Raw genomic sequence first — 12,173 nt, 5'->3', positions numbered from 1 at the left:
CGGCCGGCGGGGCTGGTACGGTCCCGCTGATCAGGTCAATGGTCACCAGGTCAAGTAGGCCCGACCAGCGAAAGGTTGGCGCACCATGCCGGACGACGCCGCGCGCGGCGAAGCCGTTGCCCATGACGCCGTCGCTCAGGACGCGCTCGCTCGCGACGCGGCGGAGAGCGAATCGGCCCTCGGCCATGCGGCGGTGCCTCCCGATGCCACCGCGTCGTACGGTGACCACCCGGATCAGGTGATCGACTTCTACGCGCCCCGGTACGCGTCGGGTGCGCCGGGCGGGGAGGGGCGGGCCCCGCTCGTCGTCGTCCTGCACGGCGGCGCGTGGCGGGCGCCGTACGACCGTGGCCACGTGACGCCCTTCGCGGACTTCCTGGCCCGGCGGGGTTTCGCCGTCGCCAATGTCGAGTACCGGCGGGGGGCGGCCGCCGGCGAGCCCGGTGAGCCCGGCGAGCCCGGGGCCGGTCCGGTCGCCGGCCGGTGGCCCGAGACGTTCGACGACGTGGCCGCCGCGCTGGACGCGCTGCCGTCCCTCGTCCCGGACGCGCTGCCCATGGCCGATCTCCGGCGGACCGTCCTGACCGGCCACTCCGCGGGCGGCCAGCTCGCGCTCTGGGCCGCGGCCCGCCATGTGCTCCCCGCCGGGTCGCCCTGGCATCTGCCCCGGTCCCCGGAGCTGCGCGGTGTCGTCGCGCTCGCGCCCATCGCGGACCTTGTGCGGTCGGTGGAGCTGGCGGTGTGCGGCGGCGCCGTTCTCCAGTTGCTGGGCGGGGAGGCCGGGTTCAAGCGGCGGCGGGAGGCCGTGGACCCGGCCGTGCTGCTGCCGACGGGCATCGCGACGACGGTGGTGCAGGGCCGTGCGGACCTGACCGTGCCGTACGCCGTCCCCGAGTCCTTCGTGGAAGCGGCGGCGCGAGCGGGCGAGACGGTCGGGCTGACGCTGCTCGAGGATGTCGGCCACTTCCCGCTCATCGACCCGGCGGCGGACGCCTGCGCGGTGGTGGCGGAGGAGATCGCCCAGCTGGCGTGGTGAGCCGGACGTACGGGAGCCGGACGTACGGGAAGCCGGGCGTCGGGGCGGAACGGCGTCCGGGCGGGACCGCGTCCGGGCGGAAGGGCATCCGGGCGGTAAGGCGCCCGGGCGGAACGGCGTCCGGGCGGAACGGCCGCGCCCCGCCCCCGAGCCCGGCCCTCCGCCTCGTCCCCCTCGTAGTACCTGGGACGGACGCCCGCGGATCAGCTTCCCTGGTGACGACCGCTCCCCGCCCCGCCCCCTACCGTGGCAGCGTGACCCAGACAGACACCGGGGATTCCCGGGGCCCCGAGCGCCGCATGACCGCGCGAGCCTTCGGCAACGTGCGGCAGGACCTGTTCGACGACGCCTTCGCCTACCGTCCGCTGAAGCCGCTGGCGGCGGGCCACCCGTTCGTCCGCCGGCTCCCCGAGGGGCGGATACGGGAGATGGCGGTGTGGACACCGCACGGCCTGATCGTGGCAGCCGCCGTCCTCGTGATGTTCGTCGCGCGCCTCGAGACAGGCTTCGGCAGCGGTCTGTTCGCGTTCCTCCCGGTCATCCCGGTGCTGTTCACCCTGGTCAGGCCGGTGGGCGCGTGGTGGCTGGCGCTGGCGGCCTCCGGGATCACGGCCTTCTTCGGCAACCGGTACGAGGGTTTCCCCTGGACGCCCAGCGCCTTCTTCGGATACCTGGCGGTGCTGACGATCGTGGCGCTGCGCAGCCGGCTGAGCATCGGCCTCTCGATGTGGCTGGCAACCGCGGTGTACGCCACGGTGGTCCCGGCGCTTCTGTCCGGATACGACGACGCCACCGCGTTCCAGATGCTGTTCCTCTCCGCGCTCGTGCTGCTGGCCGTCGCCGTGTTCCACGTCCGGCGCGACGCGAAGGAGGAGGTCGCGGCGCAGCAGACCGTCACCGCCGTCGAACGGGGCCGGCGCACGCTCCTGGAGGAGCGCACCACCATCGCCCGTGAGCTGCACGACGTGGTCGCGCACCACATGTCGGTCGTCGCGATCCAGGCCGAGGCCGCCCCGTACCGGGTGGAGAACCCGCCGCCCGAGCTGGAGCAGGCGTTCGCCACGATCCGCGAGAACGCGGTCATCGCGCTGGCCGAGCTGCGCCGGGTCCTCGGCGTCGTACGGGCGGCTGACTACGAGGCCCCCGACGCCCCGCAGCCCACGCTCGCCGAACTGGACGGGCTCCTCGCGAACGTCCGCGAGGCGGGCCTGGCCGTCGACAAGACGGTCACCGGCTCGGTCCGTACGCTGTCGCAGGGCGTCGAGCTGTCGGCGTACCGGATCGTGCAGGAGGCGCTCAGCAACGCGCTGCGGCACGCGCCGGGGTCGAGTGCGAGCGTGGAGATCAGCTACGTCCTGGGCGGGCTCGGCCTGCGGATCGTCAACACGCCGCCGCGCGGGCTGGTCAAGCCGTCGCCCGGATCGGGGCACGGCCTCACGGGCATGCGCGAACGGGTGACGATGCTGAACGGGGAGCTGACGGCGGAGCCGCTTCAGGACGGCGGCTACGAGGTCGCCGCGTTCATCCCGGTACCGGCGGCCGAGCGCGACGCGGACAAGCACGGGAACAAGCAAGCGAACAAGCCGGGCGAGAAGCACGGGGAGAAGTCATGACCATCCGGGTACTGATCGTGGACGACCAGGTGATGGTCCGCGAGGGATTCTCCGTGCTGCTGGGCGCGATGCCGGACATCGAGGTCGTGGGGGAGGCGGTGAACGGCCGGGAGGCGGTCCGCCAGGTCGCCGCCCTGCGCCCCGACGTGGTCCTGATGGACATCCGCATGCCGGAGCTGAACGGCATCGAGGCGACCCGTGAGATCGTCGCCGCCGACGGGACCGCGAAGGTGCTGGTGCTGACCACCTTCGACCTCGACGAGTACGTCTACGAGGCGCTGCGCGCCGGCGCCTCGGGCTTCCTGCTCAAGGACGCCTCGGCGCGGCAGCTCGCGGACGGGGTACGGGTGGTGGCGGCCGGCGAGGCCCTGCTGGCCCCGACCGTCACCCGCCGCCTGATCACGGAATTCTCCAAGATCTCGGACTCCCCGCGCCCGCCGACGATGGCCCGCCTCGGGGACCTCACGGAGCGCGAGACGGAGGTGCTGGTGCTGATCGCGCAGGGGCTGTCGAACGGCGAGATCGCCGAGCACCTGATCGTCGCGGAGTCCACGATCAAGACGCATGTGAGCCGGATCCTGGTGAAGCTGGGCCTGCGGGACCGCACGCAGGCGGCGGTGTTCGCGTACGAGGCGCGGCTGGTGACGCCGGGGTGAGGACGGGGCCCGAGGCTCGGAGCCGCTGCCAGGCATCTGATCACTCGGTCGGGTGATCGACAGACGAAGAACCGTTTTGGCTGATGATGGGCCTGCCAGGGTGGTTTTCACCTGACAGGAGGTGCAGCATGACAGTTATGGCTGAGTACGCGGTTCAGATGTCTGTCGAGGAGTTCGAGAGGATCGCGAGGCTCGTCGAGAGAGAGACCGACACCGTCAGGTTGGAGTTCATCAACGGACGGATCGGATTCAAGGGCATGACGGACGGTGACCACGCCGAGATCATCAGGTGGCTGCAGCAGCGCTGTATGCAGGCTCGTCCGGATCTGTGGCTGTATGCCGGAGGTGAGATCGGTCTTCTGGTCGAGGCCTACCGCAAAGGGCGGGCCAAACCGGATGCCGTCCTCGCCCCGGAGGACACCTTCGCGGGACAGGGCGACTGGGCCGATCCGGCGCGTGTGCTGATGACGGCCGAAGTTACTTCGTACGACTGGGACACCGATCGCCGGGATCGTAAAGAGAAGCCGGCCGCTTACGCCGCCGCCGGAATTCCGGTCTACCTGCTGATCGACCGTCACCACTGCACAGTTACTGTGCACAGCGATCCCTCGGGCGATGGTTACGGCTTTCGCCAAGTGGCGGACTTCGGCAAGAAGGTCATGCTCCCCGACCCCGTCGGCATCGAGTTCGACACAGAGGCACTGAAGAAGTACGTCCGCTGACGCACCCGGCGTCACACTTCGGCCGCTTCATCCACACGTTGTGGATGAAGCGGCCGAAGTATGTCAGCTCTCAGGTCAGCAGATCCCTGCGCCGCAGCCCCGCCAGGCCGCCCGCCGTCAGCGCCGCCGCCAGGGCCGTCAGGACGAGCACCGGCGGCCAGGACATCTCCGGGCCCGGCAGCCTCGGCAGGTGGCCGAAGGGCGAGAGGTTCATCACCGACTGCGGCAGGTCGATCGCCGGGCCGATCCAGCCCAGGGCCAGGGCCAGGCCCGCGACCGCCCAGGCGGCCACGGACACCTTCGGCGCCAGCCCGTACAGGAACACCGCCAGCGCGCCCAGCAGCCAGACCGCCGGGAGCTGGACCAGGCAGGCGCCCAGGATCGCGGGCAGGTCCCGGCCGTAGCCGAGGGCCAGGCCCGCGCCGCCGAGGAGCATGATCAGGGCGACGCCGGCATACGCGATCAGCAGGTGGCCGGCGGCCCAGCGCAGCCGGCCGACCGGCCCCGCCAGGACCGGTTCCGCGCGTCCGCCGGTCTCCTCGCCGTACAGCCGCAGCACCGACGCGACGACGTACAGCGCCGCCACCATGCCCAGCATGGAGACCATCGCGGCGAGGAACGCGTCGGTCAGCCCCTGCTGGCCGCCCATGCGTTCGAAGATCTGCCGTGCCTGCTCGTTGTCGCCGACCACGTCCGCCACGCCGTCCGTGATGCCGCCGAACAGGATCCCGGTGAGCAGGAAGCCCGCGCCCCAGCCGAGCACACTGCCGCGCTGGAGCCGCAGGGCGAGTGCCCAGGCCGTGCCGAGTCCGCCGTGCGCCGGCCCCGGCCGGGCGGGCAGGAAGCTCATGCCGATGTCGCGCCGGCCCGCGAGGGTGTACGCGAGGACGGCCTGGACGGCGATCGCCGCGAGCAGGATGAGCATCACCCACCAGCGTTCGTCGTCATAGGCGCGTACGTTCTCCGCCCAGCCGATCGGGGAGAGCCAGGTCAGAAGGGACGAACCGTTCGCCGTCGAGGCGTCGCCCGCCGCCTTCAGCGCGAACGCGGCGCCGATGACCGCGCTCGTCAGCCCCTTCGCCAGCCGAGCGTTCTCGGTGATCTGCGAGGCGATCGCGGCCGTGCACGCGAACAGCATGCCGACGCCCCCGGTCGCGAGGCCGAGTGCCAGCGAACCGGTCGTGTCGCCGGTGCTCCCCGCCAGCCCGCCGGCGATCAGCAGCGCCAGCGCGGCATTGGCGGTCAGGGCCGTGAGCAGCGCGGCCGTCAGCGGCGCCGCCCGCCCGACCATCGCGGCGGACAGCATCTCCTGACGGCCCGTCTCCTCCTCCTCGCGGGTGTGCCGTACGACGATGATCAGGCTCATCGCGGCGGCGAACGCGCTCCCGAAGGCGATCATGCGCGCGGCGGTGAGCGCGCCGAGGGTGTCGTTGAAGAACGGGCCGTACAGGGCGCGCAACGAGCTGTTCGCCGTCATCGAGCGGACGATGTCGGCGCGCGCGGCGGCGGTGTCGTAGAGCGAGGCGTACGAGCTCGCCACCGACATGTACGACGCGCCGATGACCAGCACCCACGCCGGCAGCATGATCCGGTCACGGCGCAGGGCGAGCCGGAAGAGCGGCCAGGTGCCGGCCAGCCGGCGGGAGCCGCCGGTACGGGCTCCGGCCCCGGCGGCCGGCGCTGAGACGGTGGTCATCGGGACGCCACCCGCCCTCCGGCCTCCGGCCGGGCGTCGTCCGCCCCGGTGCCCCCGGCCGCCTCCGGCGCGTAATGGCGCAGGAACAGTTCCTCCAGTGTGGGCGGAGTACTGGTCAGCGAGCGGATGCCGGACGCGCTGAGCGCGCGGAGTACGGCGTCGAGCTTGTCGGTGTCGACCTGGAGCCGCACCCGGTTCCCCCGGACGTCGAGGTCGTGCACACCGGCCAGCCCGGCCAGTCCGTTCGGCGATCCCGCGAGCGGTTCCGCGAGTTCCGCGCTCACGCTCGTCCGCGTCAGGTGGCGCAGCTGGGAGAGCGAGCCGGACTCCACGGTCGCGCCCTTGCGGATGATGCTCACCCGGTCGCACAACGCCTCGACCTCGCTGAGCACATGGCTGGAGAGCAGGACGGTACGCCCCCGGTCGCGCTCCTCGGCGACACAGCTCTGGAAGACCTCCTCCATCAGCGGGTCGAGCCCGGAGGTCGGTTCGTCCAGGATGAGCAGGTCCACGTCGGAGGCGAACGCGGCGACCAGGGCGACCTTCTGGCGGTTGCCCTTGGAGTACGTACGCCCCTTCTTGGTCGGGTCGAGCTCGAAACGCTCGACGAGCCGGTCCCGCCGGGCCCTGTCGAGACTGCCGCGCAGGCGGCCGTACAGGTCGATGACCTCGCCGCCGGAGAGGTTGCGCCACAGGGTCACGTCCCCCGGTACGTAGGCCACGCGCCGGTGCAGGTCGACCGCGTCCTTCCACGGGTCCCGGCCCAGCACCCGGGCGGCGCCGGAGTCGGCGCGCAACAGTCCGAGCAGCACCCGGATGGCGGTGGACTTGCCCGCGCCGTTGGGCCCGAGGAAGCCGTGCACCTCGCCGGTCTCGACGGCCAGGTCGAGGCCGTCCAGCGCATGCGTCCGCCCGAACGACTTGTGCAGCCCGGCGACGCTGATTGCCTTTGTCATGATTTTGAACGTACGCTTTGTTCAGAAATTTGTGAAGTTAAGGAAGCGTAAAAAGGCCCGGGTAAGATCGAAAGGAGCCCGGGCGGGTGACAAGGTCGATGAGGGAGATGAGGACGATGAGCGGAACGGAGAACGCGGTCGGCGCGCCGCGCGACCCGGAGGCGGTGTCCCGCTTCACGGAACGCTTCGCGGCCGAGATGACCGAGGCCGGGATGCAGCGGGCGGCCGCCCGGGTCTTCGCCGCGCTGACGGCCTCCGACGACGCGAGCATGACCTCGGCGGAGCTGAGCGAGCGGCTCAGCATCAGCCCGGCGGCCGTATCGGGCGCGGTCCGCTACCTCATCCAGGTCAACATGATCAGCAGGGAGCGCGACCCGGGTACCCGGCGCGACCGCTACCGCCTGTACCCCGACATCTGGTACGGCACCTTCACGGCGCGGGACCGGATCATGCACCGCTGGGCGACCGTCCTGCGGGACGGGGCCGACACGCTGGGCAGGGACACGCCGGCGGGGGAGCGGATGGCGGAGTCCGTCGCCTTCTTCGAGTTCGTGCAGGAGGAATTGCTCGCGATGATGGACCGCTGGAAGGTCCGTCAGGACGAGCTACGGGCGCGGGCCGCGAAGACCGAGGTGAGGGCGCGAACGGAAGCGCACGCGGGAACGGAAGCGCCCGCGGAGACGAACGGAAAAGCGAACGAGGAGGCGGGGGCGGGGGCGGACCGGCGCTGACTCCCCTCAGCCGTCCCCGGGGCCCGGCACTCGCGCCGCCTCCGGCGCGGACGCCGGGAGCGTCAGCCCCCAGCCCGCCGGCCGCAGCGTCCACGTGCGCGTCCGTACCGGCCCCGTCACCCGCGCGTCCGCGTGGTAGCGGAAATCGGCCCCCGACACCGTCACCGACAGCGCGCTCGCCCGGCGCGGCTCCTCCGTGTCCTGCGTACGGATCACCACCTCGGCGCGCCCGTCGCGCGAGCGGACCGTCACGCCGGACACCGGCTCGTCCAGGTCGCTCAGCAGCACCCCGTCCGCCTCGACCCGCAGCCGGTGCGCCCGCGCGCCCGCCACGCCCGGGACCGGCCGTACCAGCGTGCGCACCAGCGAGCGGCACGTGTGCCACACGGACGACGCCGCGGGACCGAGACCGGCGGTGAACTCCTCGGCCCCGGCCCCGTCACCCGCCGCCCCCGTCCTCCGGTGCGCTCCCGTCCCCCGGTGCGTCCCCGGCGGCGCCGGGATCCGCAGGTCGCCCAGCACCACCCCGTCGCTGTCGTCCACCAGCAGGTCCAGCCGCCGGACCACCCCGTCCAGCACCGCACGCGCCGCCGCGACCGCGCCCGTCGGCACGCCCAGCGACCGCGCCAGATCCACGCACGTACCCACCGGCACCACCGACAGCGCGCCCGAGGCCAGCTCCCGCTCCCGGTGCAGCTGGCCGACCATGCGCAGCAGCGCCCGGTCGTCGCCGATCACCACCGGCCGCCGGCTGCCCCGCCGGGCCAGCGCCCGGGCGAATTCCTCCGGCCCGTCCGGAAGACAGATCTTCACGGCGGCACCCGCGCCCAGCACGTCTTTCGCGATCCGCACGGATTCACCGTCGGTTCTGCGGGCGACCGGGTCGATGAACACCAGAAGCTGCTGCGCGCCGTTTTCGGCGGGCTCCGGAGCCGACACCTCGGTCCTTCCTCGGGTAGCATCTTTGTGCAAGAGCCCCTTGCGCTATTGCGCCAGGGGCTTCGTCTATTCCGGGGCAACCGGTTCGACGGGCGGGCTGTGACGTGTCGTGTCGTACGACGTCGTACACCGCTGTGCCGCATGGCGCGTACGTACGCGGGTGATCGCGTACACGCGCACATCCGTGCACAGCCGTGTGCGCTGTCCTGCGCCACGGCGACGTGCTGCGGCGGGCATACGGCGTCCGCCCCCGACCTTGGACATGCCCCGCCCGGAAGGGGTGTACGCCTGTGCCCGCACTTGTGCTGCTCGGTGCTCAGTGGGGTGATGAGGGCAAGGGAAAGGCCACCGACCTGCTCGGCGGCTCCGTGGATTATGTCGTGCGCTACCAAGGGGGCAACAACGCCGGTCACACCGTCGTCGTCGGCGACCAGAAGTACGCGCTGCATCTCCTCCCTTCCGGAATCCTCTCCCCGGGGTGCACCCCGGTGATCGGCAACGGTGTGGTCGTCGACCCGGCCGTCCTGCTCTCCGAGCTGAGCGGGCTGGAGGAGCGCGGCGTCGACACCTCCAAGCTGCTGCTCAGCGGTAACGCCCACCTGATCACGCCGTACCACACCACCATCGACAAGGTGACGGAACGGTTCCTCGGATCGAGGAAGATCGGCACGACGGGGCGTGGCATCGGCCCCACCTACGCCGACAAGATCAACCGTGTCGGCATCCGCGTCCAGGACCTGTACGACGAGTCCATCCTGACCCAGAAGGTCGACGCGGCGCTCGACTTCAAGAACCAGATCCTCGCCAAGCTCTACAACCGCCGCGCCATAGAGTCCGGCCGCATCGTCGAGGAACTGCTCGGCTACGCTGACAAGCTCCGGCCGTACGTCGCCGACACCACGCTCGTCCTCAACGACGCCATCGACGAGGGCAAGGTCGTCCTCTTCGAGGGCGGCCAGGGCACCCTGCTGGACGTGGATCACGGCACGTACCCCTTCGTCACCTCCTCCAACCCCACCGCGGGCGGCGCCTGCACGGGCGCGGGCGTGGGACCGACGAAGATCAGCCGGGTCATCGGCATCCTCAAGGCGTACACCACGCGCGTCGGCGCCGGCCCCTTCCCGACGGAGCTGTTCGACGAGGACGGCGAGGCGCTGCGCCGCATCGGCGGCGAACGCGGCGTCACGACCGGCCGCGACCGCCGCTGCGGCTGGTTCGACGCGGTGATCGCGCGGTACGCGACCCGGGTCAACGGCCTGACGGACTTCTTCCTCACCAAGCTCGACGTCCTCACCGGCTGGGAGCAGATCCCGGTGTGCGTCGCGTACGAGATCGACGGCAAGCGCGTCGAGGAACTGCCCTACAGCCAGACCGACTTCCACCACGCGAAGCCGGTGTACGAGTACCTGCCGGGCTGGTCGGAGGACATCACGAAGGCGACGACCTTCGCCGAACTGCCCAAGAACGCGCAGGCGTACGTGAAGTCGCTGGAGGAGATGTCGGGCGCGCCGATCTCGGCGATCGGGGTCGGCCCGGGCCGTACGGAGACGATCCAGATCAACTCGTTCCTGTAGGAGCAGGATGTCGGGTGTCGGGTGGCGCGTAACGCGCCGCACGACACAAGAGACGCGGAGACAGCAGGAACAGCGACAACAGCGCGTACAGCGAGAACCGCCCCGGTGGCCAGGACGACAGGCCGGCCGGGGCGGTTCTCTTATGTCGCGGAATCACTCCGGCGGGTGAACTACCTTGATGCGTCTCCTGCGTTGCCGTGTGTGTCGCGCGGTGACGACATGGGAGGAACGGGCAGGTCAGAAGGGGTTTGATGCCCGAAGGCCCAGGGCCCGGGCGCCGGGTCCTGGCCGTGGGGAGGGAACTTGCGCTCGTCACGGTGCGTGGCGTTACAGTCACGCCAGTTGCCGAGCGGGGATTCCGCCCGGCCCCGACAAGCCATGAAAATGCCCCCGCGATGCGCCAACATCCGGGGGTTTGGCACCAGAGGAAAGCACCCACCTCCAATGCGCATTCACCGTACAACGCCCACGCGTTCCTTCTCGACCTTCGCCAACGCGCTGTTGCGCGACCACACCATCTCGTGGTGTGCGGCAGGCGTACTGATGTACCTGCTGAGCCTCCCGAACGGGGCCCGCAGTTCGATCCGTTCGCTGGCCGAGTTACGCAAGGAGGGCCGGGCCCGGATCGCCGAATCCCTGCGTGAGCTGGAGGAATCCCGCTATCTGCGCCGGGTGGTCGCCAAGGATCGCGAGACCGGACGGTTCTCCACGGTGTACGAGGTGTTCGACGCCCCGTACTCGAACGGGGGAGGCGGCGCGGCGGTCGACGACCAGGACGGAAATGGCCGAAACCTGGCCTCCGGAGAGGGGGACTCCGGCGGATCGGGCCCGCTTCCCCTGGAAGAAAAGACTGGGGGACAAGAACCTCCCTCCCCCGACCCCGCACCGGCGCCGGGTCGGAGTCGAGGCCGGGGGCGGGGGCGGGCGCGGGTGGCGCGTGCGGCGCGGGCACCAAAGGGTTCCGTCCCCGAACAGCTCAGGTCCGCCACCGAGTTGCTGCTCTCGCTCGGCCGCCGCGATGTACGGCTCGCACTCGGTACGGCCGAGGCGGTACGGCTGGCGCCCCTGGTCGAGGAGTGGCGGGCGGCGGGCGCGAGCGACGCGCGACTGCGCCAGGCGCTGACGGCCGGGCTGCCCGAAGACGTCCGCTCGGCGCCGGGCCTGCTCGCGAACCGCCTCCGCCGCAAGCTGCCGGCCCCGCCGCCTCCGCCGCCGGTACGCGACGAGTGCGAGCGCTGCGGCACACCCCTGCCGCCGTCGTCCGACTGCCGCGCCTGCGCGGCCCCGTCGTCCGCCCCCGCGCCCGAGACGCGCGGCTTCATGGACGCGGCGCGCAAGGGCGGCGCGCTGGTCCGCGCGGCGTTGGCGGGCGCGGTGACCGCGCCGACGGCGCCCTGCGCCACCGGCTGAAGCTTCCCGCCCCACAAGGAGGCGGGCCAACCCGAAGAGAGTGAGATGACCCTTCAACTGGAACGGCCGACCGAGATGGTATACCGCAGGTATACTGTGGTCATGGCTGACACCACCGTCAAGGTCGACCCCGCCGTCCGCGACCGCCTCATGGTCCTCGCCCGCGAGCGTGGACTGACGATGCGCGATCTGATCGCCGAACTGGCGGGCGCGACGCCGACGCGGGAGGAGCTGCGCAAGCGCTACGAGGAGACCAAGGCGTACTGCGAGACGCACTTCGGCGTCACGCTCACCGACGAGGACCACGACCGGGTGGAGAAGGTCTGGCAGGAGCTGGAGGCCGGCCGGCCTGTGGACAGCCTGTGACCGGTTCCACAGCGGTGATCTACGACGAGACCGCACTCCTCGCGCTGGGCGCGGGCAACCGGCTCGCCTCGCAGTTCGTGTCCAACCGCCAGCACGGCCCGACCCGGCACGTCTACGTACCGGCGCTGTCCCTCGCCGCCGCCGACGGCCTGCGCAAGGGGCTGGCCGACCACGTCGGCGCGCTCCCGGCCGCAGAGATCGTCGAGCTGGACTTCGCGGGAGCGTCGGCCGTGGGGGCACTGGTCCGCGACGGGGTCGAACTGCGTCTCGGCCAGGCGATCTACCTGTCCCGGCCGACGCTGGACTACCCGGACGGCCGCCCGGTGCTGACGACGATGCCGGAGCTGTACGCCGACATGCCGCTCGTACGGACGATCAGGCTGCCCGAGAGGAACTGACCGGAGGCGAACGGCGCGGGACCGGGGTGGTGTGCGCGCCCCGGGCCCGCGCCTGGCGGGCGGGCCGGTGGGGGCG

General features: G+C 71.5%; 12 protein-coding genes. 9 read left to right on the top strand and 3 right to left on the bottom strand.

Annotated features, from left to right (window positions below):
* The first annotated feature begins 85 nt into the window (after positions 1-85).
* The 4 genes from IG02_RS0123100 (at position 86) to IG02_RS0123085 (ending at position 4,027) form a co-directional block, all read left to right on the top strand.
* Positions 86-1,036: an alpha/beta hydrolase family protein gene (locus IG02_RS0123100; protein ID WP_030751356.1), complete on the top strand. Its 951-nt coding sequence runs from the start codon at positions 86-88 to the stop codon at positions 1,034-1,036.
* 254 nt (positions 1,037-1,290) lie between these two features.
* Positions 1,291-2,649, top strand: coding sequence for a histidine kinase (locus tag IG02_RS0123095; RefSeq protein ID WP_051765555.1), 1,359 nt, complete (start codon positions 1,291-1,293; stop codon positions 2,647-2,649).
* On the top strand, positions 2,646-3,305 hold the full coding sequence (locus tag IG02_RS0123090) for a response regulator (RefSeq protein ID WP_030751351.1): 660 nt from the start codon (positions 2,646-2,648) through the stop codon (positions 3,303-3,305). Before IG02_RS0123095 ends, IG02_RS0123090 begins: the two co-directional genes overlap by 4 nt.
* Before the next feature lie 128 nt (positions 3,306-3,433).
* Complete coding sequence (locus IG02_RS0123085; protein ID WP_030751348.1) at positions 3,434-4,027, top strand: Uma2 family endonuclease; 594 nt, start codon at positions 3,434-3,436, stop codon at positions 4,025-4,027.
* Between the two features lie 70 nt (positions 4,028-4,097).
* On the opposite strand, the gene IG02_RS0123080 is transcribed toward IG02_RS0123085, so the two are convergent.
* Both IG02_RS0123080 and IG02_RS0123075 read right to left on the bottom strand, forming a co-directional pair.
* Complete coding sequence (locus tag IG02_RS0123080) at positions 4,098-5,723, bottom strand: ABC transporter permease (protein WP_030751343.1); 1,626 nt, start codon at positions 5,721-5,723, stop codon at positions 4,098-4,100.
* Positions 5,720-6,679 (bottom strand): ABC transporter ATP-binding protein, encoded by a 960-nt coding sequence (locus IG02_RS0123075; protein WP_030751340.1) that lies wholly within the window; start codon positions 6,677-6,679, stop codon positions 5,720-5,722. Before IG02_RS0123075 ends, IG02_RS0123080 begins: the two co-directional genes overlap by 4 nt.
* 107 nt (positions 6,680-6,786) lie before the next feature.
* Here IG02_RS0123075 and IG02_RS0123070 point away from each other — a divergent pair, with 107 nt between their 5' ends.
* On the top strand, positions 6,787-7,410 hold the full coding sequence (locus IG02_RS0123070; protein ID WP_078854732.1) for a GbsR/MarR family transcriptional regulator: 624 nt from the start codon (positions 6,787-6,789) through the stop codon (positions 7,408-7,410).
* Positions 7,411-7,416: 6 nt separating this feature from the next.
* On the opposite strand, the gene IG02_RS0123065 is transcribed toward IG02_RS0123070, so the two are convergent.
* A complete protein-coding gene (locus IG02_RS0123065; protein ID WP_030751334.1) occupies positions 7,417-8,349 on the bottom strand; it encodes a diacylglycerol kinase family protein in 933 nt (310 codons plus the stop codon).
* Between the two features lie 290 nt (positions 8,350-8,639).
* Between IG02_RS0123065 and IG02_RS0123060 the strand changes: the two genes are divergently transcribed.
* From IG02_RS0123060 to IG02_RS0123045, 4 genes are all read left to right on the top strand, one after another.
* Positions 8,640-9,923, top strand: coding sequence for an adenylosuccinate synthase (locus IG02_RS0123060; RefSeq protein WP_030751332.1), 1,284 nt, complete (start codon positions 8,640-8,642; stop codon positions 9,921-9,923).
* Between the two features lie 444 nt (positions 9,924-10,367).
* The gene (locus IG02_RS0123055; protein ID WP_030751330.1) at positions 10,368-11,333 is read left to right on the top strand and encodes a hypothetical protein; all 966 of its coding nucleotides are present in this window, start codon (positions 10,368-10,370) and stop codon (positions 11,331-11,333) included.
* Positions 11,334-11,435: 102 nt separating this feature from the next.
* The gene (locus IG02_RS0123050; protein WP_234314871.1) at positions 11,436-11,699 is read left to right on the top strand and encodes a hypothetical protein; all 264 of its coding nucleotides are present in this window, start codon (positions 11,436-11,438) and stop codon (positions 11,697-11,699) included.
* Positions 11,696-12,097 (top strand): hypothetical protein, encoded by a 402-nt coding sequence (locus IG02_RS0123045; RefSeq protein ID WP_030751326.1) that lies wholly within the window; start codon positions 11,696-11,698, stop codon positions 12,095-12,097. Before IG02_RS0123050 ends, IG02_RS0123045 begins: the two co-directional genes overlap by 4 nt.
* The last annotated feature ends 76 nt before the right edge of the window (positions 12,098-12,173 follow it).

Origin of the sequence: Streptomyces sp. NRRL F-5135 (genome assembly GCF_000719775.1) — a bacterium.
Lineage (GTDB): Bacteria > Actinomycetota > Actinomycetes > Streptomycetales > Streptomycetaceae > Streptomyces > Streptomyces hebeiensis.
This window is presented reverse-complemented; position numbering and strand designations above follow the sequence as displayed.

What these genes read in the sequence shown, in the direction of transcription:
- IG02_RS0123085 (WP_030751348.1), top strand. Translation starts at nt 3,434, where the DNA reads ATGACAGTTATGGCTGAGTACGCGGTTCAGATGTCTGTCGAGGAGTTC.
- IG02_RS0123070 (WP_078854732.1), top strand. Translation starts at nt 6,787, where the DNA reads ATGAGGACGATGAGCGGAACGGAGAACGCGGTCGGCGCGCCGCGCGAC.
- IG02_RS0123075 (WP_030751340.1), bottom strand. Translation starts at nt 6,679, where the DNA reads ATGACAAAGGCAATCAGCGTCGCCGGGCTGCACAAGTCGTTCGGGCGG.
- IG02_RS0123080 (WP_030751343.1), bottom strand. Translation starts at nt 5,723, where the DNA reads ATGACCACCGTCTCAGCGCCGGCCGCCGGGGCCGGAGCCCGTACCGGC.
- IG02_RS0123100 (WP_030751356.1), top strand. Translation starts at nt 86, where the DNA reads ATGCCGGACGACGCCGCGCGCGGCGAAGCCGTTGCCCATGACGCCGTC.
- IG02_RS0123090 (WP_030751351.1), top strand. Translation starts at nt 2,646, where the DNA reads ATGACCATCCGGGTACTGATCGTGGACGACCAGGTGATGGTCCGCGAG.
- IG02_RS0123055 (WP_030751330.1), top strand. Translation starts at nt 10,368, where the DNA reads ATGCGCATTCACCGTACAACGCCCACGCGTTCCTTCTCGACCTTCGCC.
- IG02_RS0123050 (WP_234314871.1), top strand. Translation starts at nt 11,436, where the DNA reads ATGGCTGACACCACCGTCAAGGTCGACCCCGCCGTCCGCGACCGCCTC.